The organism is Sphingomonas fucosidasi (genome assembly GCF_036663855.1).
In the GTDB taxonomy this organism is placed as follows: Bacteria; Pseudomonadota; Alphaproteobacteria; order Sphingomonadales; family Sphingomonadaceae; genus Sphingomonas; species Sphingomonas faeni_B.
In genome coordinates this window covers 578,730-600,664 of record NZ_JAXOJR010000002.1, presented here as the reverse complement: position 1 = coordinate 600,664, position 21,935 = coordinate 578,730, and the positions used below count along the sequence as shown (strand labels likewise).

At 66.5% G+C, this 21,935-nt stretch carries 19 protein-coding genes; 11 read left to right on the top strand and 8 right to left on the bottom strand.

Going from position 1 to position 21,935, the window contains the following annotated elements; all coding sequences use genetic code 11:
- Positions 1-75: 75 nt before the first annotated feature.
- Genes U1737_RS06275 through U1737_RS06260 form a run of 4 tightly spaced genes read left to right on the top strand, consistent with a single transcriptional unit; the run spans position 76 to position 7,949 of the window.
- Complete coding sequence (locus U1737_RS06275; protein WP_332796004.1) at positions 76-4,302, top strand: glycosyltransferase; 4,227 nt, start codon at positions 76-78, stop codon at positions 4,300-4,302.
- 32 nt (positions 4,303-4,334) lie between these two features.
- Positions 4,335-6,464, top strand: coding sequence for a glycosyltransferase (locus U1737_RS06270; protein WP_332796003.1), 2,130 nt, complete (start codon positions 4,335-4,337; stop codon positions 6,462-6,464).
- A 46-nt stretch (positions 6,465-6,510) separates the two neighbouring features.
- Positions 6,511-7,332 carry a formate/nitrite transporter family protein gene (locus U1737_RS06265; protein WP_332796002.1) on the top strand — a complete coding sequence of 274 codons (822 nt, stop codon included), beginning with the start codon at positions 6,511-6,513 and terminating at the stop codon, positions 7,330-7,332.
- Complete coding sequence (locus tag U1737_RS06260) at positions 7,332-7,949, top strand: phosphatase PAP2 family protein (protein ID WP_332796001.1); 618 nt, start codon at positions 7,332-7,334, stop codon at positions 7,947-7,949. Before U1737_RS06265 ends, U1737_RS06260 begins: the two co-directional genes overlap by 1 nt.
- A gap of 94 nt (positions 7,950-8,043) precedes the next feature.
- On the opposite strand, the gene metK is transcribed toward U1737_RS06260, so the two are convergent.
- Complete coding sequence (gene metK, locus U1737_RS06255; RefSeq protein ID WP_332796000.1) at positions 8,044-9,261, bottom strand: methionine adenosyltransferase; 1,218 nt, start codon at positions 9,259-9,261, stop codon at positions 8,044-8,046.
- Positions 9,262-9,332: 71 nt separating this feature from the next.
- Positions 9,333-10,865 (bottom strand): apolipoprotein N-acyltransferase, encoded by a 1,533-nt coding sequence (gene lnt, locus U1737_RS06250; RefSeq protein WP_332795999.1) that lies wholly within the window; start codon positions 10,863-10,865, stop codon positions 9,333-9,335.
- A 370-nt stretch (positions 10,866-11,235) separates the two neighbouring features.
- Here lnt and U1737_RS06245 point away from each other — a divergent pair, with 370 nt between their 5' ends.
- Together U1737_RS06245 and U1737_RS06240 are read left to right on the top strand one after the other, a co-directional pair.
- On the top strand, positions 11,236-11,655 hold the full coding sequence (locus tag U1737_RS06245; RefSeq protein WP_332795998.1) for a VOC family protein: 420 nt from the start codon (positions 11,236-11,238) through the stop codon (positions 11,653-11,655).
- Between the two features lie 9 nt (positions 11,656-11,664).
- Positions 11,665-11,967 (top strand): polyhydroxyalkanoic acid system family protein, encoded by a 303-nt coding sequence (locus tag U1737_RS06240; RefSeq protein ID WP_056411856.1) that lies wholly within the window; start codon positions 11,665-11,667, stop codon positions 11,965-11,967.
- Positions 11,968-12,022: 55 nt separating this feature from the next.
- Here the strand turns inward: U1737_RS06240 and U1737_RS06235 are convergent, their stop codons facing one another.
- The 4 genes from U1737_RS06235 to pyk all read right to left on the bottom strand — a co-directional run bounded on the left by U1737_RS06235 (position 12,023) and on the right by pyk (position 16,724).
- On the bottom strand, positions 12,023-12,544 hold the full coding sequence (locus U1737_RS06235) for a biliverdin-producing heme oxygenase (protein WP_332795997.1): 522 nt from the start codon (positions 12,542-12,544) through the stop codon (positions 12,023-12,025).
- On the bottom strand, positions 12,541-12,729 hold the full coding sequence (locus U1737_RS06230) for a YbdD/YjiX family protein (RefSeq protein WP_056061299.1): 189 nt from the start codon (positions 12,727-12,729) through the stop codon (positions 12,541-12,543). The genes U1737_RS06235 and U1737_RS06230 overlap by 4 nt, the downstream gene beginning before the upstream one ends.
- Positions 12,726-14,780, bottom strand: a complete 2,055-nt coding sequence (locus U1737_RS06225) for a carbon starvation CstA family protein (protein ID WP_332795996.1) — start codon at positions 14,778-14,780, stop codon at positions 12,726-12,728. Before U1737_RS06225 ends, U1737_RS06230 begins: the two co-directional genes overlap by 4 nt.
- A 480-nt stretch (positions 14,781-15,260) precedes the next feature.
- Positions 15,261-16,724 (bottom strand): pyruvate kinase, encoded by a 1,464-nt coding sequence (gene pyk, locus U1737_RS06220; RefSeq protein ID WP_332795995.1) that lies wholly within the window; start codon positions 16,722-16,724, stop codon positions 15,261-15,263.
- Between the two features lie 79 nt (positions 16,725-16,803).
- On the opposite strand from pyk, the gene U1737_RS06215 reads away from it, so the two are divergent.
- On the top strand, positions 16,804-17,118 hold the full coding sequence (locus U1737_RS06215; protein ID WP_248524438.1) for a DUF1244 domain-containing protein: 315 nt from the start codon (positions 16,804-16,806) through the stop codon (positions 17,116-17,118).
- 168 nt (positions 17,119-17,286) lie between these two features.
- Positions 17,287-17,529: a DUF2312 domain-containing protein gene (locus tag U1737_RS06210; RefSeq protein ID WP_197942503.1), complete on the top strand. Its 243-nt coding sequence runs from the start codon at positions 17,287-17,289 to the stop codon at positions 17,527-17,529.
- Positions 17,530-17,701: 172 nt separating this feature from the next.
- Here the strand turns inward: U1737_RS06210 and U1737_RS06205 are convergent, their stop codons facing one another.
- Together U1737_RS06205 and U1737_RS06200 are read right to left on the bottom strand one after the other, a co-directional pair.
- A complete protein-coding gene (locus U1737_RS06205; protein ID WP_332795994.1) occupies positions 17,702-17,992 on the bottom strand; it encodes a GIY-YIG nuclease family protein in 291 nt (96 codons plus the stop codon).
- A 169-nt stretch (positions 17,993-18,161) separates the two neighbouring features.
- Positions 18,162-19,625 carry a helicase HerA domain-containing protein gene (locus U1737_RS06200; RefSeq protein WP_056061281.1) on the bottom strand — a complete coding sequence of 488 codons (1,464 nt, stop codon included), beginning with the start codon at positions 19,623-19,625 and terminating at the stop codon, positions 18,162-18,164.
- A gap of 263 nt (positions 19,626-19,888) precedes the next feature.
- Between U1737_RS06200 and U1737_RS06195 the strand changes: the two genes are divergently transcribed.
- The 3 genes from U1737_RS06195 (at position 19,889) to ruvC (ending at position 21,928) form a co-directional block, all read left to right on the top strand.
- Positions 19,889-20,431 (top strand): DUF1003 domain-containing protein, encoded by a 543-nt coding sequence (locus U1737_RS06195; RefSeq protein ID WP_248524441.1) that lies wholly within the window; start codon positions 19,889-19,891, stop codon positions 20,429-20,431.
- 30 nt (positions 20,432-20,461) lie between these two features.
- Positions 20,462-21,205: a YebC/PmpR family DNA-binding transcriptional regulator gene (locus U1737_RS06190; protein ID WP_107951882.1), complete on the top strand. Its 744-nt coding sequence runs from the start codon at positions 20,462-20,464 to the stop codon at positions 21,203-21,205.
- Positions 21,206-21,421: 216 nt separating this feature from the next.
- Positions 21,422-21,928: a crossover junction endodeoxyribonuclease RuvC gene (gene ruvC, locus U1737_RS06185; protein WP_248524442.1), complete on the top strand. Its 507-nt coding sequence runs from the start codon at positions 21,422-21,424 to the stop codon at positions 21,926-21,928.
- The last annotated feature ends 7 nt before the right edge of the window (positions 21,929-21,935 follow it).

Below are 21,935 nucleotides of genomic sequence, written 5' to 3'. Positions count from 1 at the left end.
ACTTTGATCGCATATATCCTTCGTGGGGCTTTATCTTATAGTGGCGGCAGCGCAGGCCCGGAATAAGAGAGACCGATGAGCAACTTATTTCAGGCGGGTTTCGAGCGTTTGATGGGCAAATCAGGCAGGGTCGGGCTCGGATCCGCGGCGCGATCGGCCGAGCGGATCGCAGGCGATGCCTCGCGCGACATTCGAGACTGGGCGGGCGCGATCGATGCCTATCGCCGGCACCTTGAAACCTTTCCCGGCGATTTCGCGATCCAGGTGCAATTGGGGCACGCGCTGAAGGAGACCCGCGATTTCGTCGCGTCGATGGAGGCCTATCATGCCGCCTACAGGATCGATGCCCGCGACTCGGATCTGCTCGTCAACATCGGCCATCTGCACAAGATGCGTGGGCAGCAGGCGGCGGCATGCTTTGCGTATGTCGCGGGCTATGCGCTGGATGCCAATGTCGATGCGGCGACCGAACTCGGCGATCCGCAACTCGCCGCAGACATCGCGGTCGCGCGCAACGCCTTCTTCGCCGATCCGACCCGCGATCCGGTTGTCCTTGCCGCCGATCTACCGCCGCCCGCAGCGGCAGCGTCGCCAGACCCGAACCTGGTCCATGGCGACACGATCGGCTCGTCGCCCTTGTTCGACGAACGCTGGTATCGACAGCGGTACGACGTCGGCGCCGACATGGACGCTGCCCAGCATTATGCGACCGTCGGCGCCGCCGAGGGCCATGAACCGCATCGTCTGTTCGACAGCCGCTTCTATCGCTCGCAAGTCACGGGAGACCTGTCGCCGGGCGCCAACCTGCTCGATCATTTCCTGAAAGTCGGTGGGCCGAACGGGCTCGATCCGCATCCGCTGTTCGCCGGCGCCTGGTACCGCGAACAGCATCCCGACGCGGCCCGCGACGGCATCGTGGCGGTCCTTCACTATCTGACGACAGCGCCGGATCGCGCCGTCAGCCCGACGCCGCTGTTCGATGCGGCATGCTACCGGGGGTCGATGTCCGACATGGATCCGACGGACGGCGCGCTCATTCATTATCTGGACTATGGCGATGCCGCGGGCGTCACCCCGATCGCCGGGTTCCAGCCCGGTCGGGTTCTCGAAACCTTTGGGGGTTCGCCGATCGGAGGCGAAAGCGCGCTTGAACTATACGTGCATTTCATCGGCCGTGAGCAGGCGCTGGCCGGTGCGAAGTTCGACGAACTCCGGCCGTCCGAGTTCGGCGTCCGGCCACCACCGCTGCGCCTGGAAGCCGAGCGATCCGTCGACGAGCGGATCACCGCTGCGACCGAGGTGGTCCAGCGGCTGATCGGCAATCCCCCCGGCGGCGACGCGGGCCTGTTCCCCGACCGGTACGCTATGGCGAAGCTCGAATTGCTGCGTCGCGATCCCGCCCTGCTCGATGCCGCGGTCCGAGACCTCCACGCCGCCACCGCCGCCACGGCAACCGAGGTGGTGACGTTGTTCGGCGTGCTGCCGCTGCACGACATTGCGCCGAACGGCGGCGATGCGGATGTCCCGCCGGCCGGGGTGCCAGGGCGCTATCGGGCGAGCCAGCGTGATCTCGCCAGCCGGTTCCGCCTCGATCACGACCGCGTCGGCACGGTGACCGAGGGGGTAAGGATTTCCATCCTGCTGCCGATCTACCGTTCGCCAATCCTCTACCTCGAGCGGGCGATCCTGTCGGTGCTCGCGCAGACCTATGCCAATTGGGAATTGTGCATCGTCGACGACTGTTCGCGGGAAACCGCGTTGACGGACATCGTCGAGCGGTTCTGCGCGGGCGATACGCGTATCAAGTTCGTTGGCTCCCGGCGCAACGGCGGGATTGCGGATGCCACCAACCGCGCGCTCGACCTGGCCACCAGCGAGTATGTCGCGTTGTTCGATCACGACGACATGCTGACGGTCGACGCGCTCGAAATCGTCGCGGCGCGGATCGACGCGGTGCCCGACACCGACTGGCTCTACAGCGACGAGTGCAAGATCGGGACCGACGACCAGCCCGACGAACTGCTGACCAAGCCCGACTGGAGTCCGGCGCTGCTGATGTCGGTGATGTATACCGGCCACCTGTCGGTATATCGAACCTCGCTCGTCCGGTCGGTCGGTGGTTTTCGCAGCGCGTATGATTTCTCGCAGGATTACGATCTCGCGCTGCGCATTTCGGAGGCCGCGCCGATCGTCCATCACATCCGCGAAATCCTGTACGGCTGGCGGATGATCGAGGGATCTGCCGCAAGCGGGGGCAAGCCCGAGGCACGGCGGACTAACATCGCTGCGGTCCAGGCGGCGATGGATCGCCGTGGCTGGGCCGGTCGCGCGATTGCGTTGCCGTCCTCGAACCGTTCGCAGGCCGACTATGCGACGTTCGATCAGCACGTCTCGATCATCATTCCGTCCGACGATTCCGCGCACATCGTCCGGACGGTGATGTCGATCGTCGCCTGGACCGCCTATTCCCGATACGAGATCGTGATCGTCACCAATTCCCGGACGGCCGCGCAGTGTCGCGAGTGGCTGGACGGACCGCGCATCCGCTTCGCGATCTTCGATGCGCCGTATAATTTCTCGGCGAAATGCAACGCCGGCGCTGCGATCGCGCAGGGCGACTATCTCGTGTTCCACAACGACGACGTGCTGGTCGTGACGCACGACTGGATCGAAGTGCTGCTGGAGCAACTCGTCCGGCCCGGGGTCGGTGGCGTCAGCCCCAAGCTGCTCTACGAGAACGGGCGTATCCAATATGCCGGCATGGCGGTTGGCTTGCGGCGACTGACGGGAACGACATTCCACGCCTTTCCCCGCAATACCGCGACCCATTTCAACCTGGCGCAATCGACCCGCGACGTCGGCCTGTTGTGCGGCGCGTGTTGCGCGATGCCGGCCAGCCTGTTTCGGGAGCTTGGCGGATGGGATGCGAACAACGTCGGCATCGCCCATTCCGACGTCGATCTCAGCCTGCGGATGCGCGAGGCAGGATACCGGCTGGTCTACACGCCGCATGCCGAGCTGATCCATATCGGCCACGCGTCGATCGGCGCCGCGATCGGGGGCGATCCCGACCTGCCGCCGGGATCGCGCTGGAAAAAAAGCAAGGCCGACATCTTCCTGCTCAAGCGCTTTCCGGCGCTGATCGCCGACGATCCGTATTTTCCGCCGACGATGAGCGGGATCAGCTATGTGGATTCCCCCGAGCCCTATCGCATTCATCCCGGCAGGACGCGCTACGCGGGCAATGGACCCGACATCCTGATCCTGTCGCACGACCTGACCAACAGCGGTGCTCCGCGTGTCGCTGTGGACATGGCTATCGCGCTGAAACAGTCGGGCGCGTTCGTCGTCGTGACGTGCCCGACCGATGGCCCGATGCGCACCCGCCTTGCCGAGGCCAATATCCCCGTCATCATCGATGCGCTTGCACTGACCGGCACTGCGAGCTTCCGTGATTTTGCCTGCAATTTCGATACTGTGATCGTCAATACGGTCATCGGCTGGCGCGCCGTACAACAGCTCGATGCCGAAACGGAGCTACGCTGGTACATCCACGAAGCCGGACTGATCGACGAGATGGTCCGCGACACCGAGGGGTTTCACGCAGTCCTGAAATCGGCGCGCAACATCCTCGCGGTCAGCACGCGGACCGCAGCGGCGTTACGCAGGCACGGCGCGGCGTCGCGTCTGCTGGAGACCGGAATCGCCGATCCGAGGGGCCTGTATCCGGTGGCCGCGCGGTCGGACGTCGTCCGGATCGGCGTGTTCGGGTCGTTCGAGCCCCGCAAGGGCCAGGATATCGCCGCGCAGGCCTTTGCGATGATCGAGCCCGGGATACGCGCGAATGCCACGCTCGATTTCTTCGGCCGCGATCACGATCCCGAGTTTCAGCAGAAGGTCCGGCGCACGTGGCAACGACAGGACGGCCTCCATTTTCACGGTGAAAAGGCGCATCCGGACTATTGGTATTGCTTGGCCGATATGGACATCGTGCTGGTCCCGTCGCGCGACGATCCGCTGCCGCTGGTGGCGTCCGACGCGCTGGCGCTGGGCAAGACGATCGTGTGCAGCGACAGCACCGGGACGTCCGAGTATATCGAGCACGGAGTGTCGGGCTTCGTTTATCCGACCGCGCGGGCGGCCGATCTTGCCGCGCTGCTGACCTGGCTGATCGAGGATCGCGCCTTGCGGGAATCGGTGCGGGGGCCGGCACGGGCGGTCTACGAGGCGATGTTCACGATGACGGCGTTCACCGAGCGGCTGGCGGACCGGATCGCTCCTGTCGCCGTCGGAGCTTCGTAATCGCATCCGATGACGCTGTCGCGGCGCTGGCGGTGTCCGCCGATGCCGCGCGGGATCGCCGCGACTGGCTGGCGGCGGCAGACGGGTATCGGGCGGTGGTGCGCATCCAGCCGCGCAACGCCGGGTGGTGGGTGCAGCTGGGTCACGCGCTGAAGGAATCGGGTGGCCTGCAGGCGGCAGGCGATGCGTATCGGCGTGCGCTGTCGATCGATCGGTTCAACGCCGATACGCATCTGCAGCATGGTCATCTGCTCAAGATGCAAGACGACCGTGGCGGGGCGGTCGCCGCATATGCGCAGGCACTGCGGCTCGATCCGATGCTCGATTCCGCGCTTGGCGAACTCGTCCACCTCGGCGCTCGCGATCATATTCCAGCGGCTGTGATCGATCGTCAGGCGATGTGGCGCAGGCTCGACCGGGTGGCGGAGGCGTTGGCGGAAGCAAACGACGTTCTGCGCGCCTGGATCGGAACATCGGCGTATCCGATGGCGGCGTATGACAGATTTCGCTCGGATATCGCGGTCCGGCCGCCGCCGCCGCTTGCCACGTCGCTCGACGATCCGACAGCGCCGATGATGCTGGCGATCGATTGCCGGACAGCGACCGCGACCGCCGTGCGGGCCACATTGACGGCGTTGCTCGACCAATCGGATCGTTGCTGGGAAGCGCGGTTGGTCGAGGCGTCGGGGATCGCCAGCCATCCCGTGGCGAGCATGCTCGTAACCGACATGCGGATCGGGTTCGAAGACGCGGGGACATACGCGCAGCGACCGGGACTGTTGATCAGCATCGACGCGGGCGTCATCCTCCACCCGCATGCCCTGGCCTGGTTGCGCTATGCAGCGGCTCGGTCGGGCGCGGCCGCGGTAACGTGCGATCATGACCGCGCAAGACGCCATTGGGCGCGCGGTCAGCGTCATGCCGAACCGGTTCTCTACGGGGTCGACGATGCGTTCTTGCGTGCCGCCGTACCGCCTCCGCTCGTGGCGATGCGGGGAGACGCGGTGCCGCGACTGGGCGACTGCGCGGGTATTTCGGGCGCCTGTTTGCGTACCGGCATGACCGACGCCGCGCGGACGGTGCGATCGCCGGTGGTGCATGTTCCGCGTATCCTTGCGTCGATGCTCGACGATGGCGTGGAAAGGCCGATCGTACCGGGTTCGCGCGCTGGGCCGCCCGCCAGCCCCAGTGCCAGCCGCAGTGCCAGCCCCGGCCCCCCAGGTCCGCTTGCAGCGCGACGTTCGCGCATCGCCATCGTCATGCCCACGCGGGACGAAGCGGCGATGCTGGTCGGGGCGGTCGACAGTCTCCTCGCGATGGCTGACCTGCCCGATCGGATTATCGTGATCATCGTCGACAACCGGAGCCAGGAGCCCGCGACGCACGCCGTCCTTCGAGCACGCGCCGCGCGATCCGACCATGCCGTCGTGACGATGGACGAACCCTTCAACTGGTCGCGGGCGAACATGCTGGGTATCGCGGATCCGCTCGCGGCGGACTGCGATCTGCTGGTGTTTGCGAACAACGACGTCGTGATGCTGACGCAAGGCTGGGACCGCGCACTCGAGCAGCAGTTGCACGATCCGCAGGTCGGGATCGTCGGGGCACGGTTGCTCTACCCGGACATGACCGTCCAGCATGCCGGCATCGTGATGGGCGCCGGCGAGGGGTTGCCGCTGCACGAGGGGCGCCATGCCGCGTTCGACGACCCGGGGCCGGGCGCACGGTATGTGACCCAGCATGACGCCGCCGCGGTGACGGGCGCATTCCTTGCCATGCGGCGCGACGTGCTGGCGCAGATCGGCGGGTTCGAGTGTGTGCGGCTACCGATCGCCTATAACGATATCGACGTCTGTCTGCGCGCGCGCGCGGCGGGATACCGGGTGCGGTATTGCCCGCAGATCGAGTTGATCCACGACGAGTCGAAAACCCGGGGCCGGAGCCGCACCGCAGACGAAATGGCATGGGACGATGCCGAACTTGCGGATATCTATGCGCGCTGGGGCGAGGCGTTGACGATCGACCCGGGGCTTAATCCGCAATGGGCGCTGGGCGGCGCGCCGTTCGATGGTTTGCGAGAGCCCGGCCCGAGTGAGATCCTAGCGTTTATCGACCGGTCCGGACGCGTCGATCCGTGGCGCGTGACGCCAGCATCGCTCTAGTGGCCGCGCGGACCCAAAGCGGCCAGCGAGCCGTTACACGGGCGTAATGGCATCATCCGATTCATCCGTACCCGAACCCGACGTCGACGACCTAAAGGCCGCCGATGCGCAGGACCTGCACCGCGCGGTTCGCGAGGAAGGGGAGGAGGAACTCGATCGCCCGGTTTCCTCGTTGTTCTTCTCGGCGCTTGCTGCGGGCATGGCGATCGCAAGCTCCCTGATCGCCGAGGGCGCGCTGCACGCCGCGTTGCCCGATACGCCGTGGCGGTCGATCATCGTGTCGCTCGGATATCCGATCGGATTTCTCGTCGTGATCCTCGGGCGTATGCAGTTGTTCACCGAGAGCACGATCACGGCGATGCTGCCCTTGGTCACCAGGCCATCGGGCTGGGCATTGCGGCGCACGATGCGGCTATGGATCGTCGTGCTGGGGGCAAATCTGCTGGGTACCGCGATCGCCGGTCTGGCGATCGCGACAGGTCTGCTCGGCGGGGCCGAACTGTGCACCGCGATGATCGAGGTGTCGCTTGCGATTACCGAACTTTCGGCCTGGGCGACGTTCGTCAACGCCGTGCCGGCCGGGTTCATGATTGCGATCCTCGCATGGTCGCTGCCCAATGCGCGCGAACAGGCATTCCTCGTGATCGGCGCGATTACCTATGTCGTCGCGATCGGCGGGTTCAGCCATTCCGTCGTCGGCTCGGTCGAAGCGTGGTTGCTGCTGTTCTCCGGCCGGACCGAGATCGGGCAGACCATCGGGCTGATACTGCCGGCGATCCTTGGCAACCTGTTGGGCGGTGCGGGGTTGTTCGCGCTGTTGGCGCATGCGCAGGTACGCGGTGAAATGAACGGGCGGGATGAAAGTTGATGGGTGAAATCAAGCAGGCCGCCAAGGCCGTCGCCAAAGCGGATCGCGACGTTACCCACAAGGCGGCCGAGCATCGGGATAAACCGGTCGTAAAGGCAACCGGATTTCTGGCGGAGATCGGGGATCAGCCGCAGCTGGTCGTCACGTCGATCGGCACGGTCGTGATCGGCCTGATCTCACGGCGGCCCGATGTGATCCGCGGCGGGGTCCGCATGCTCGCCGCACACGCCGCGGCAACGTTCGTGAAGTCCGCGATCAAGAGTTCGATCGATCGCACCCGTCCGGCAACGGCGATCGAGGACGGCAAGGCGCGCTTCGAGCCGGGCAAAAGCGACGCGCACGAGCAGACCTCGTTCCCATCCGGCCATACCGCTGGAGCCGTGGCGGTGGCGCGTGCGATGTCGCGGGACGTCGATGGGGCCGGGGCACCGGCTGCGCTGATCTCCAGCGCAGTCGCGGCTGCTCAGCCGGTCAACGGCAAGCATTATCTCTCCGACCTCGTCGTCGGCGCAGCCGTCGGCTGGGTCGCGGAGGCGTTGGTCAGCGCGGTGTTCGACCGGATCGCGCCGGTGATCGAAGGCCAGATCGCCGCGGCCACGGACCCTGCCAAGGCATAATATCTTAAGCCGACGCTTGCGATCGGCGAGCGAAAAAAAAGCCCCGCCCGACTGATCGGGCGAGGCTCTTTTCAACCGGTAAGGTCGAAAGCGATCAGGCGACAGCGGCCTTAAGCGCATCGACCAGGTCGGTCTTCTCCCAGGTGAACGTGTCACCCTGTGGCTCGCGACCGAAATGCCCGTACGCGGCCGTCTTCTTGTAGATCGGCGCGTTGAGCTTGAGGTGCTCGCGGATGCCCTTCGGCGTCAGGCGAACGAGCTTCGGCAGGACCGCCTCGAGCTTGGCTTCCTCGACGGTGCCGGTGCCATGCGTGTCGACATACACCGACAGCGGCTCGGCGATGCCGATCGCGTAGCTCAACTGGATCGTGCAGCGACGGGCGAGGCGCGCAGCGACGACGTTCTTCGCGAGATAGCGGGCGACATACGCAGCCGAGCGATCGACCTTCGTGGGATCCTTGCCCGAGAATGCGCCGCCGCCATGCGGGGCCGCGCCGCCGTAGGTGTCGACGATGATCTTGCGGCCGGTGACGCCGGCGTCGCCGTCAGGGCCACCGATCTCGAACTGGCCGGTCGGGTTGATGTAGATCGCGGTCTCGTCGGTGATGAAGCCGTCGGGCAGCACGTCCTTGAACACGCCCATGACATAGTCGCGCAGCACCGCATACTTGGCGGGATCGGCGTTATCGCCCTTCTCGCAATAGCCCGGCGCGTGCTGCGTCGAGACGACGAGGGCGGTCGCGCCGACCGGCACTTCGTTCTCGTACGACAGCGTGACCTGGCTCTTGGCGTCGGGCTCCAGGAACGGCGCCGCGCCCGAGTGACGGTCTTCGGCCATCTTGGCGAGGATCTTGTGGCTGTAATACAGCGTCGCGGGCATCAGGCCGGGGGTCTCGTCGGTCGCGTAGCCGAACATGATGCCCTGATCGCCGGCGCCCTCGTCCTTGTTGCCGCTCTCGTCGACGCCCATCGCGATGTGCGCGGACTGACCGTGGAGGTTGTTCTCGAAGCGGAAGGTTTGCCAGTGGAAGCCGGACTGCGCATAGCCGATTTCCTTGACGGTGTTGCGGACCGCAGCCTCGATCTCTTCGAGCACGCCGTCGGCCCACTGGTCGTTCTCGTAGATGCCCTTGCCGCGGATTTCACCGGCGAGGACGACAAGCTGCGTGGTCGTCAGCGTCTCGCAGGCGATCCGTGCCTGCGGATCCTTGGCGAGGAACAGGTCGACGATCGTGTCGCTGATCTGGTCGGCGACCTTGTCGGGATGGCCTTCGGAGACCGATTCGGAGGTGAAGAGAAAGGACTTGCGCATGAAACCTCTTCGCAAAGGCTCGCCCAGGAAAGTCCGGGGAGCGACATATAAGGAAAGCTTTATATGTCCTTCTAGCGTTGGCGACGGCGCAGGGCAACCGCGCTTGCAAGCATCAACGCAGCGACGATCGCCGCCATCGCGTTGCCGACGCGCGAGAACAGCGTGGGCGGCAGCGCGGACGGCATCGGTCGCTCGATCGCGCCCGCGGTCTCATGCGGTACGGTGGCGACCAGCCGGCCATCGGCGGCGATGATCGCGGAGATGCCGGTCGGCGTCGCGCGCATGATCGGCAGCCCTTCCTCGATCGCGCGCATCCGCGCCTGGGCTAGGTGCTGCGGCGGGCCCCATTTGCCGAACCACGCGTCGTTCGAGGGGTTGAACAGGATGCGAGGCCGGTGCGCGCGATCGACGATCTCGCCTGAGAAGATGATCTCGTAGCAGATCTGCATCCCGATCGAGCCGAAGCCGGGCAGCGTCAGGTTCGCCGGGCTCTCGCCCGAGGTGAAGTCGATATCGCCGGGCACGAGGCGCGCGAGCCCGAGCGGCTTCAGCAGCCACGGTATCGGCAGATACTCGCCAAAGGGCACGAGGTGCGCCTTGTCGTACCGCCCCCGGAGCCGCGCCTGTGCGTCGAGCGCGAACACCGAATTGGCCGCGCCGGAGATCTGATCCTTGGCGTTGAACTCGAGCGCGGTGCCGCCGATCAGCAGGATGTCCTCGGGCCCCAGCAGCCGCGCCATGCGACGGCGGAGGTAGAGCGGGCTCGACCAGCCATAGGCGTAGAACGGATAGCCGTCCTCGACGTAATCGCGCACCACGCCTTCGGGCCAGACGACGAGGCGGGGCTTGGCGCCGCCCTGGCCGCTTAGCTTTTCCAACGCGGAAAGTACGCGTTCGCCATCGGTTTCGCTGCGGTCTTCCTGACCGATATCGGGCTGGACTACGCGGACCAGCGGCGCGTTGGGGGCGGGGGGCGGCGCGTTCGTCCAGAGCGCGGAAAGTGCGGCGAGGCTCAGCGCGGGAATGGTAATCGCGGGCATGGTCCAACGGCGCACGGCGAGCATCAGCAACGCACCCGCGGCGAGTATCGTGACTCCCGACAAGGCGTAGGTGCCGATCCAAGCCGATAGCCGCGCGACGCCGATCGCGGGCAGCCAGACGATGCTCAGCGGATCCCAGGCATAGCCCGTGAACAGCGTCGCGCGCAGCCACTCGGTCGCGATCCAGGCGGCGCCGAAGACCAGCACGAACGTCGCATCGGGGGTGCCGGGTCGCCGTGCGATCCGCCACGCGAGTCCGCCCGCCAGCATCGGGAACAGCGCCAGATACAGCGCCAGCCCCACCGCTGCGAAATAGCCCAGCACCGGCGGCATCGCGTCCTGGAAGTCGAACGCGTGCTGGAACCAGTTGTTGTTCACGGTGAAATGCCCAAGCCCGAACATCCACCCGCGGCAAAGGGTGTTGCGCAGGGTCGGAGCGTCGTGGACGAGCTTCATCCACACCGCGAACGCGATCAGCGTCAGCGGCCAGAGATCGAGCGGGGCGAAGCCGGTGGCGGCGATCGCGCCGAGGATGAGGCTGGCGAGGGCAGGGAAACGGGTCACGCTGGCGCTATGGCGTGGCGGGGAGAGGGGGGCAATGTTTTCGGTGGGATGGGGATGGGGATGGGGGTGGGGGCCTCCCGCCTCCTAGTGCCACCCCGGCGAAGGCCGGGGCCCAATTGGAAAGGTCGCAGTAACGACGCGCTGCCCTTCGTTAGCAACGTCGCCCAATTGGGCCCCGGCCTCCGCCGGGGTGGTGGCGTGTGGGGCGGTATGTGCCGCACCAACCCTGTTTCCCCGCGAAGGCGGGGACCCAGACTGGGCTCCCGCCTTCGCGGGAGAACAAGGTTTTACGCGGCACGCTCGTATCGGTGATCGCCCCCCGCAATCCCCCGGGTCGACGAACCCGCCATCCCAACCTATCCTCCGCCGCATGACCCTACGCCCCTTCCACCTCGCCTTCCCGGTCCACGACCTCGCCGCCGCGCGCAGCTTCTACGGCGCCACGCTCGGCTGTCGCGAAGGTCGTTCCAGCGACCAGTGGATCGACTTCGACCTGTTCGGCCACCAGATCGTCGCGCATCTCGACCCCTCGGCCAAACCCGTCGCGGTCGCCAATGCGGTCGATGGCCACGCCGTCCCCGTGCCGCATTTCGGCGTCGTCCTGACGATGGACGACTGGACCACGCTGTCGGAACGCGTCACCGCGGCCGGCGTAAAGTTCGGGATCGCGCCCTATGTGCGCTTCAAGGGCGAGCCCGGCGAGCAGGCGACGATGTTCTTTTGCGATCCCAGCGGCAACGCTCTCGAGTTCAAGGCGTTCGCCAACGACGACATGCTTTTCGCGACTTAAGGACTATTCATGGCCAACCCCATTACCGTCGACGTTCCCCATCAGCTCGGCAAGGCGGCAGTCCGCGCGCGGCTCGACGGCGGCATCGACAAGATCAGCGCCAGCATCCCCGGCGGGTCGGTGACCGACCATCGCTGGGACGGCGACACGCTGCACTTCACCATCCAGGCGATGGGCCAGACGATCGCCAGCGCGGTCACGGTGTTCGAGACCAACGTCCACGCGGTCGTCGACCTGCCCGGCATCCTCGGGCTGTTCGCGAGCAAGATCCAGGACATGATCCGCAAGGAAGCACCGAAGCTCCTGCGCTGACCCCGACTAGCCAACACCGACTACTAGCCTACACAGACAGGGCGCCGGAGGCGGATCAGGCCTCCGGCGCGTGCCGATACAGCGCGAACGCAGCCTTGGCGCCGGCGACCGCGTCCGCGACCCAGGCCTCGTCGGCGGGCTGCCGGTCGATCGCGGCCAGCAACGCGCGCCATTCGCCGGACAGGTGTTTGGCGCCGAGATACGCCGACGGCATGTCGTCGGGCACCGATCGCGACAACATGATGCCGCCGAGCCGCGAGCCCTCGACCACGTACATCGCACCCCAGCCGGCCGCTTCGCTCGGCGCCAGATCGAAGGCCATCGGCGTCGGCATCTCCTCGCCCAGCGCGGCGAGATCGGCGGCAAGCGCCTCACTCCGAGATCGGACCGCGGCAAGACCCGGAATGCCGTCCAGCCAAGCCTCCACGGCCGGCAACGCCCTGGCATGCGCGAGCAGGAACGCGCGGTAATCGTCCGCATCGCGCAGGTCATAGCGTCCGAACCCGGCATCGACCGCGTCGTGATCGCTCGCCGTCGCCGCCCTGAGTCGCGCGACGGTCGATAACGCCTCGGTCAACAGCAGCGCCCGCCGCCCTTGCTGCCGTACCGCGCCTCCTGCCGATCGCGGAAGAACGCGCGTTCGTCCATCGGTGCGTGGTCCGGATGCCGCTCGGCCATATGCTGGCGATAGGCGGCGTAGGACGGCACGCCGACCATCAGCAGCGCGGTCTCGCGCGCCTTTGCGTAGAGCGCGCGAATCATTCCGCGGCCACCAGCTGGGGCGGGACTTCGGTGACGGTCGGCCTGTCGATCTTCAGCGCCGCGAGGCATGTACGGATGCCGAAGAACACGATCGACAGCACCACGGCGAGGAACAGCGCGCACAGCCCGGCGTCGATCCGGTCGTTGAGCACGATCCGCTGCATCTCCGCCATCGTCTTGGCCGGCGCGAGCAACTCACCCCGCGCCGCCGCGTCCGCGAACTTCGACGCATGCGCGAGGAAGCCGACCTTCGGATCGCTCGCGAACAGCTTCATCAGCCCGGCGGTGATCGTGCACAGGCACAGCCACGCGGCGGGCAGGATCGTCACCCAAGCGTAACGCTGGCGCTTCATGCGGAACAGCACGACCGTGGCCAGCACGAGCGCGACCGCGGCGAGCATCTGGTTCGAAATACCGAACAGCGGCCACAGCGTGTTCACGCCGCCGAGCGGATCGGTGACGCCCTGATACAGGAAGAAACCCCAGGCGGTCACGCAGAGCGCGGTCGCGATCAGGCCCGGCACGATTGCGGAGGCATTGCGGAACGACGGTACCGCGAGCCCGATCAAATCCTGCAGCATGAACCGCCCGGCGCGGGTGCCCGCATCGACCGCGGTGAGGATGAACAGCGCCTCGAACAGAATCGCGAAGTGATACCAGAACGCCTTCATCGCCTGCCCGCCGATCAGGTTGCTGAAGATTTCCGCCATCGCCACCGCCAGCGTCGGCGCGCCGCCCGTCCGCGACACGATCGTGGTCTCGCCGACGTCCTTCGCGGTCTGCGCCAGCAGTTCGGGGGTGATCGGGAAGCCCATCGCGGTGACGGCCGTGGCGGCGGAGGCGAAGTCGGTGCCGACCACCGCCGCGGGGCTGTTCATCGCGAAATACACGCCGGGATCGAGGATCGACGCGCCGACCAGCGCCATGATCGCGACGAAGCTCTCCATCAGCATCGCGCCATAGCCGATGAACTGCGCGTCGCCTTCGCTGGCGATCAGCTTGGGGGTGGTGCCGCTGGCGATCAGCGCATGGAAGCCCGACACCGCGCCGCACGCGATCGTGATGAACAGGAACGGGAAGAGCCCGCCCGACCAGACCGGGCCGCTGCCGTCGATGAACGGCGTGAGCGCAGGCATCCGCAGCGGCGGCGCGACGACCGCGATGCCGATCGCCAGCGCGACGATCGCGCCGATCTTGAGGAAGGTCGAGAGGTAGTCGCGGGGGGCTAGCAGCAGCCACACGGGGAGGACGGAGGCGACTGCGCCATAGCCGACCATCAGCACGCAGAGCTGCACCGGGGTGAGCGTGAACAGCGGCGCGAGCGTCGGCGAGGCGGCGACCGTGCCGCCATAGACGATCGCGGCGAGCAGCCCGATGACGCCGAGAACGGAGACTTCGCCGACCTTTCCGGGGCGGATCCAGCGCGTGTAGATGCCCATCAGGAACGCGAGCGGGATCGTGGCGGCGACGGTGAACAGCCCCCACGGACTGCCGGCCAGCGCGCGGACTACGATCAGCGCGAGCACGGCGAGGATGATGACCATGATCGCGAACGCACCGATCAGCGCGATCACGCCGGGGATCGCGCCCATCTCCATCCGGATCAGTTCGCCGAGCGACCGCCCGTCGCGGCGCATCGAGATGAACAGGATCATGAAATCCTGGACCGCACCCGCCAGCACGACGCCGGCGAGGATCCAGAGCGTGCCGGGGAGGTAGCCCATCTGCGCGGCGAGCACCGGGCCGACGAGTGGGCCGGCACCGGCGATGGCGGCGAAGTGATGCCCGAACAGCACGTTGCGGTCGGTCGCGACGTAATCGAGTCCGTCGGCGCGGCGCAGCGCCGGGGTTTGCCGCGACGGATCGAGCTGCATGACGTGCCGCGCGATGTAGCGCGCGTAGAACCGGTACGCGATCAGCTGGACCGAGACGGCGGCGGTGACGATCCACAGCGCGTTGACATGCTCGCCCCGCTCGAACGCGACGACCGCAAGCGCGCAGGCCCCGAGCAGGGCAAGCGCGCCCCAACCGATCTTCTCGCGTAATGTCATGCGTGCGCCCTCCCGTGCGGTCCGTCCTGCGCGACATCGCGTATTCGGGAGGCGAGCGCTAGCCTAGATTAGCTCAGGCACCCGCCGCACAGCCCCACCTCGGCGGAGGCCGGGGCCCAATTGGCAAGGTGGCCGTAACGGAGCGGGGGAGTCGTCATTGCCACCCCCTCTTCCGTCACCCCGGCGGAGGCCGGGGCCCACCGTTCCACATACTCCACGGACCGCGAGTATGCGGAACGGTGGATGCCGGAACGAGCCCCGCATGACGGGGCAGGGCGCGCTCGCATGACGGGTTCCTGCTTGGACGGTCCGCACACACTTCCCTCCCCTCCCTTGAAGGGAGGGGCTGGGGGTGGGTTGGTCGGCTTAAGCCACGACCGTCGGGCCTTGGAAGCCGACCCACCCCCGCCCCCCTTCCAGGAGGGGGGGAGAGGGCATTTCAGCCCATCAGCCAGCATCAGCCAGCATCAGCCCCCAAACTCAAACCTGCGAGTGATGCCCCTTCAGCTCGTCCCCGACGATCCGAACCACATGGAGCACGTTGGTCGACCCAGGCGTCCGGAACGGTACGCCCGCGAGCACGATCACCCGGTCGCCGGCCTTGGCCATACCGTGTCGCAACGCCATCCGTTTCGACTTCGCGACCATGTCCTCGAACGACTCGACGTCGCGCGTGTGCACCGCATGCGTCCCCCACAGCAGCCCGAGCCGGCGCGCGGTCTCCTGGCTCGGCGTCAGCACCAGCAGCGGCACCGAAGGCCGCTCGCGCGCGATCCGGCGGGCGGTCGAGCCCGACGTTGTGAAACAGATGATTGCCACCGCCGACACCGTCGCCGCAATGTTCTTCGCCGCCTCGGCCAGTGCGTCCGCGGTCGTCGGATCGGGCTTCATCACCGTGAAGTGCATGCGGTCGCCGTGCTCGGGATCGGCCTCGACCGACACGCCGATCGCATCCATCATCGCCACCGATTCGACCGGCCACGCGCCTGCCGCGCTCTCCGCCGACAGCATGATCGCATCCGCACCGTCATACACCGCGGTAGCCACGTCGGACACTTCGGCGCGGGTCGGCGACGGCGAGGTGATCATCGATTCGAGCATCTGCGTCGCCACGACCACCGGGCGGCCCATTCGACGCGAGACCTCGACGATGCGCTTCTGCAGCGGCGGCACCTGCTGCGGCGGCAGTTCGACGCCGAGATCGCCGCGCGCGACCATCACGCCGTCGCAGGCCTCGACGATCTCCTCGAGCCGCTCGATCGCGGCCGGCTTCTCGATTTTCGCCATCAGCGCCGCTTTGCCGCCGATCAGTTTCCGCGCTTCCCAGAGATCTTCCGGGCGCTGGACGAACGAGAGCGCGATCCAGTCGACGCCTTGGTCGACCGCGAAATCGAGATCGCTGCGATCCTTCTCGGTTAGCGCGGCCATCGGCAGCACGACGTCGGGAACGTTCAGCCCCTTGCTGTTCGACAGCGCACCGCCGACTTCGACGCGCGTCGTGATCTGGCGTGGGCTATGCGACACGACGCGCAGCACCAGCTTGCCGTCGTCGAGCAACAGGCGCGCGCCCGGCTCGATCGCCGCGAAGATCTCGTCATGCGGCAGTTCGACGCGCGTCGCGTCGCCCGGCGTGGGATCGCGGTCGAGCACGAAGGTCGCGCCGGTTTCGAGCACGGTCCGTCCGCCGTCGAACTTGCCGACGCGCAGCTTTGGCCCCTGGAGATCGGCGAGGATCGTCGAAGGGCGACCATATTCCTTCTCCAGCGCGCGAATCGCCTGGATCACGGCGATCTTCGACTGCTGGTCGCCGTGGCTCATGTTGATGCGGAACGCGTCGGCGCCGGTGCGGAACAGCGTTGCGATCATCTCGGGCGTGCTGCTGGCGGGCCCGAGCGTCGCGAGGATGCGGACTTTCCGCGAACGGGGTGCGATGGCCATGGTCATGCTTGCGTTTCCTGGGGAAGGTCTTTGCCGCGACGGGCCTTAGCCCCTATCTGCGCTGGATCAACCACGGAGCGTATAAATGACCCCCGATCGCCTCGATACATTGGACGATGCCGTAGCGGCGCAAGCGTTCCGTCGCCTCGTTCGCCATCTCCGCCACCGCGACGACGCGCAGAATGTCGACCTGATGGGGCTGGCCGGGTTTTGTCGCAATTGCCTGTCGGACTGGGTCGAGGAAGCAGGCGGCCTGTCGAAGGATGACGCGAGGGAGACGGTGTACGGAATGCCGTACGCGGAGTGGAAGGCGCACCATCAGGGCGACGCGAGCCCCGAGCAGCTCGAACGGATGAAGGCGAGCGTCGCGAAGAACGCGCCGTTCGATTCAGGCGATTGAGCCAAGCACGGTAAACGCCTAGACGCCGTCCCGCACCAGCAGCGGCATGATTCACGACGTCGTGAGACGGCGGTCACCGGTGCGGGCTTGTATCTCGATTGGCTTTTGGGCCGGCGCGTGGCGCTGGCGAGTGGGGAATTTTCGATGTCTGACGAACGGCAACACGGCATGGGCGGCGGCGCGGTCGCAGCGGACGAACTGCGCCTGCTGATCGAGCGCGCCGAGCGTCTCGAGGAAGAGAAGAAGGGTATCTCGGACGACATCAAGGACGTGATGGCCGAAGCCAAGGGCCGTGGCTACGACCCCAAGGCTATCCGCAAGATCCTGTCGATCCGGAAGAAGAAGAAGGAAGAATATCAGGAGGAGGAGGCAATCCTCGAGGTGTATCTCCAGGCTTTGGGGATGATCTGAGCATCGTCCGATTGAGCCGTCATCCCAGCGAAAGCTGGGATATTCCGCGGCGAGGAGCGTGTCCAAATTACGCAGCGCCGGTTGTGTGACCGGCCGCGTTCCTCCTCGCCGCGGGAGATCCCAGCGTTCGCTGGGATGACGGTTATAATTTCGGCCGCGCCGAGAAGGCCGTTCAGTGCAACTGGTCGTAGAGATCCAGCCACTCCGGATTGATCGTGGCGATCAGCTCATCCTTCCACGACCGTTTCCACGCCTTGAGCATCTTCTCGCGAGCGATCGCATCCTGGATCGTCTCATGCTGCTCGGCGAATACGAGGATCTTGAGTCCGTACCGCCGGCAATAAGCGGAGCCGGTATCGCTCCGGTGTTGGTGGACGCGGGACGCCAAGTACGCGGTGACACCGATGTACAACATGCCGAATGGCTTGTTCGCCATCATGTAGACCCAGCCGCCCTGCGCCATGCCCGCCCCCCATCCATCATCCCAGATTCAATCGTCATCCCAGCGAAAGCTGGGATCTCCTGCGGCGAGGAGGAACGCGCCCCGTCCAATATCCCGTACCAAGTGGGACGGGGGCGCTCCTAGCCGCGGAATATCCCAGCTTTCGCTGGGATGACGGGGGAGTCAAATTTTACGCAGCCTCAGCCGGCAGCGTCGTCCAGCCCAGCCCCGGGATCGTGATCGAGCGCTTGCCCGCCAGATCGGTGCGACAGACGATCAACTCCCGGCTTTCGATATAGCCGATCAGCCGCTTCACGCGGCCGAGCGAACTCGTGCCGTAGGTTGCTGCAATGCGCGCATCCGAGGGACACGGCTCGCCTTCGCGCGCCGCGCGCGCGACCAGCAGGAACGCTCCGAGCATGTCGTCGGGCAACCCGCTCGCGACGTCCAGTGCGGCGGTCCAGGCCTCGTCGGTCATGTCGAAGATCCCCGCGCGGGCACAACTGAGACGCCGCACGAAGCCGGGCAGGTCGAGCGGCGGCTTGGCGAGCCCCCCCATCCGACAGCGCACCTGGAAATCCTGGAACAGCACCGATGGCGGCCGCAACGTCGACTCCGGATCCTCGACGATCGCGCGGAAGACGTCGGCATACACCGCTTCGACCTCGTCGTCGGTCTTTTCCGGCGGCGGTGGCGCGGCGGTGCGGGGCTCGGGCGGGCGGGCGATGCCGTCGAGCAGTTCCTCCGCCGGCACGCGACGCGGGCGCGAATCGAACATCAGGCCTAGCTCGGGGGCGTCGACGACCGGCTCGGACAGCAGGTCCTGCAGGTCCATCGGCGCGGCGCTGGGGAGGGGGGTGAGCTTCGGGCTGCCGCTCCGCGCCGACGTTGCGACGTCGCCGATCTTCACCGTGATCGGCCGGCGCGACACCGCCGGCCCGAGTGCCATGAACGTCCCGCGCTGGAGATCGCGAATCGCTTCGGCCTGACGCCGCTCCATGCCGAGCAGATCGGCGGCACGTGCCATGTCGATGTCGAGGAAGGTGCGGCCCATTAGGAAGTTCGACGCTTCCGCCGCGACGTTCTTCGCCAGTTTCGCGAGGCGCTGCGTCGCGATCACGCCGGCGAGCCCGCGTTTACGGCCACGGCACATCAGGTTGGTCATCGCCGCGAGCGACGCCCGACGCACCTCTTCCGACACTTCGCCCCCCGTCACCGGCGCGAACATCTGCGCCTCGTCGACGACCACCAGTACCGGATACCAATGCTCGCGCGGCGCATCGAACAGCGCGGACAGGAACGATGCGGCGCAGCGCATCTGGCCCTCGACCTCAAGCCCCTCCAGGCTCAGCACCGCCGACGTCCGGTGTTCGCGCAACCGCGTGGCGATCCGCGCGATCTCGCGTTCGCTATAGTCGCCCGCCTCGATCACGACATGACCATGAGGACCGGCGAGCGTCACGAAATCGCCTTCCGGATCGATCACGATCTGCTGGACGTGCCCCGCCGATCGCTCGAGCAGCCGGCGCAGCAGATGCGATTTCCCCGAGCCCGAATTGCCCTGCACCAACAGGCGGGTGGCGAGTAGTTCCTCCAGGTCGACGCCGACGGCAGTACCATTGCCGTCGGTGCCCATATTCACGCTAACCGTCATGCCGCGCGTTTGGCAGGTGCGGGCGTGTCGGAGCAAGGAGTCTTTGTGGGGTGCAGCTATTCAGCGTCGCGATCCTCCCCCGCCAGGGGGAGGTGGCTGGCGCTTGCCAGACGGAGGGGGAGGAAAGGGCAACGCCTTTTCCGTGTCCTCCCCCTCCGACGCTTCGCGCCACCTCCCTCTGGCGGGGGAGGATGAGCAAGGCTCCGTCGCACCCAGGGCTTTGCGCGCTGGAATAATCCGCAATCCCGGCTAGGCCTTGGGGCATGGCCACACATTCCCCGCTCGCCGATCTCTCGCAACGCCTGCTCGGCAAGGCGCCGGACGATCTCGACGAGGAGGAGCGCCGTGTCCTCGCCGGGATAGAATCGGGTACGACCGTCAGTCGCGACGCCGCCGACGTCTCGGACGAACAGGCGACTTTCGGTGAGCGGCTGTCCGACCGCGTCGCGAAGATCGGCGGGTCGTGGGCGTTCATCATCGCCTTCACGCTGGTGCTGATCGGCTGGATGCTGCTGAACTCGGACATCCTGGCGCATTTCGGCCGGGCGTTCGATCCGTATCCCTACATCTTCCTCAACTTGCTGCTGTCGACCGTCGCGGCGATCCAGGCGCCGGTGATCATGATGAGCCAGAACCGGCAATCGGCGAAGGATCGCCTCGCTGCCAGCCTCGATTACGAGACCAATTTGCGCGCGGAGCTCGACATCCTGCGCATCCATCACAAGATCGACCATCTCGTGCTGGCCCGGCTCGACGCGATCGAGCAGAAGATAGACGGTCTGGCGAAAAGCGCCCCCGGAGCCTAAGAGCGGCGCTTCAGGCTATTAGAGGCACCGATGGCAGGCCATTCCAAATACAAGAATATCATGTACCGCAAGGGCGCGCAGGACAAGAAGCGCTCGTCGGCGTTCAGCAAGCTCAGCCGGGAAATCACGGTCGCGGCCAAGATGGGGCTGCCCGACGTCGACATGAACCCGCGCCTGCGCGCCGCGGTGAACGCGGCCAAGGCGGCGTCGCTGCCGAAGGAGAACATCCAGCGCTCGATCGACAAGGCGAGCCGCGGCGATGCCGAGAATTACGAAGAGATCCGCTACGAGGGTTTCGGTCCCGGCGGCGTGTCGCTGATCATTGAGGCGCTGACCGACAACCGCAACCGCACCGCGACCAACGTGCGCGTCGCGGTCGGCAAGAACGGCGGCAACTTGGGCGCGGGCGGTTCGGTCAGCCACGCGTTCGACCGCGTCGGGCTGATCTCGTATCCGGCGAGCGCGGGCGATGCCGACACGGTGTTCGAGGCGGCGCTCGAAGCGGGTGCCGAGGACGTCACGTCGAGCGAGGACGGCCATGAGGTCTGGACCGCGCAGGGCGACCTGCACGAGGTGGCCAAGGCGTTGGAAGCCAAGCTCGGCGAGGCCGAAGGCGCCAAGCTCGCCTGGCGTCCGCAGGTCATGGTCGCGGTTGAGGCGGACGATGCGGCAACCTTGTTCAAGCTGATCGATGCGCTCGACGAGGACGACGACGTGCAGACCGTTTGGGGCAATTACGAGATCTCCGACGAGATCATGGAGTCGCTGGGTTGAATGGCTTGGGGTTGAGATGAAGAAGGTGGGTTCACGCGGAGACGCGGAGACGCGGAGAGTTGTACCGTGTGGATCCGTCCTCCGCGCCAACGGACTAAAATCTATCGGCCAGCCCGGAGAATCGAAAGTCCCGCTAACGCGAGACGATCGCCAGGAACGCACCCCCTCCGCGTCTCCGCGTCTCCGCGCGAACCAACCTTCTGCTTTTTCCTACGCATGATCATTCTAGGACTGGACCCCGGTCTCGGCACCACCGGTTGGGGCGTTATTCGCGCCGACGGCAACCGCCTGAGCCATATCGCCAACGGCCAGATCAAGACCGACCCGTCGATGGCGCTGCCCCGCCGCCTGACCGCGCTCTACAACGCGCTGATCGACGTCATCCGTACCGAGCGGCCCGATGGTGCCGCGGTCGAGGAAGTGCTCGGCAACACCAACGCGCAATCGACGCTGAAGCTGGGGCAGGCGCGCGGCGTCGTGCTGCTCGCCGCGGCGGGGGCGGGGCTGCATATCGGCGAATACCACCCGTCGACCGTCAAGAAGGGCGTCGTCGGCACCGGCGGCGCGGACAAGAAGCAGATCCAGGCGATGATGGCAGTGCTGCTGCCCGGCGCGAAGCTCGCCGGCCCCGACGCCGCCGATGCGCTCGCGGTGGCGATCACCCACGCCCATCACGTCGCGAGCGCGGCCGCGCTGTCGCGTCGCACCGGCGTGAGTGCCTGAACCCATC

Bases quoted from the DNA above. Each gene is read 5' to 3' on its own strand.
- U1737_RS06275 (WP_332796004.1), top strand. From the start codon at position 76: ATGAGCAACTTATTTCAGGCGGGTTTCGAGCGTTTGATGGGCAAATCA.
- U1737_RS06265 (WP_332796002.1), top strand. From the start codon at position 6,511: ATGGCATCATCCGATTCATCCGTACCCGAACCCGACGTCGACGACCTA.
- U1737_RS06260 (WP_332796001.1), top strand. From the start codon at position 7,332: ATGGGTGAAATCAAGCAGGCCGCCAAGGCCGTCGCCAAAGCGGATCGC.
- metK (WP_332796000.1), bottom strand. From the start codon at position 9,261: ATGCGCAAGTCCTTTCTCTTCACCTCCGAATCGGTCTCCGAAGGCCAT.
- U1737_RS06245 (WP_332795998.1), top strand. From the start codon at position 11,236: ATGACCCTACGCCCCTTCCACCTCGCCTTCCCGGTCCACGACCTCGCC.
- U1737_RS06240 (WP_056411856.1), top strand. From the start codon at position 11,665: ATGGCCAACCCCATTACCGTCGACGTTCCCCATCAGCTCGGCAAGGCG.
- U1737_RS06230 (WP_056061299.1), bottom strand. From the start codon at position 12,729: ATGATTCGCGCGCTCTACGCAAAGGCGCGCGAGACCGCGCTGCTGATG.
- U1737_RS06225 (WP_332795996.1), bottom strand. From the start codon at position 14,780: ATGACATTACGCGAGAAGATCGGTTGGGGCGCGCTTGCCCTGCTCGGG.
- pyk (WP_332795995.1), bottom strand. From the start codon at position 16,724: ATGACCATGGCCATCGCACCCCGTTCGCGGAAAGTCCGCATCCTCGCG.
- U1737_RS06215 (WP_248524438.1), top strand. From the start codon at position 16,804: ATGACCCCCGATCGCCTCGATACATTGGACGATGCCGTAGCGGCGCAA.
- U1737_RS06210 (WP_197942503.1), top strand. From the start codon at position 17,287: ATGGGCGGCGGCGCGGTCGCAGCGGACGAACTGCGCCTGCTGATCGAG.
- U1737_RS06205 (WP_332795994.1), bottom strand. From the start codon at position 17,992: ATGGCGCAGGGCGGCTGGGTCTACATGATGGCGAACAAGCCATTCGGC.
- U1737_RS06200 (WP_056061281.1), bottom strand. From the start codon at position 19,625: ATGACGGTTAGCGTGAATATGGGCACCGACGGCAATGGTACTGCCGTC.
- U1737_RS06195 (WP_248524441.1), top strand. From the start codon at position 19,889: ATGGCCACACATTCCCCGCTCGCCGATCTCTCGCAACGCCTGCTCGGC.
- U1737_RS06190 (WP_107951882.1), top strand. From the start codon at position 20,462: ATGGCAGGCCATTCCAAATACAAGAATATCATGTACCGCAAGGGCGCG.
- ruvC (WP_248524442.1), top strand. From the start codon at position 21,422: ATGATCATTCTAGGACTGGACCCCGGTCTCGGCACCACCGGTTGGGGC.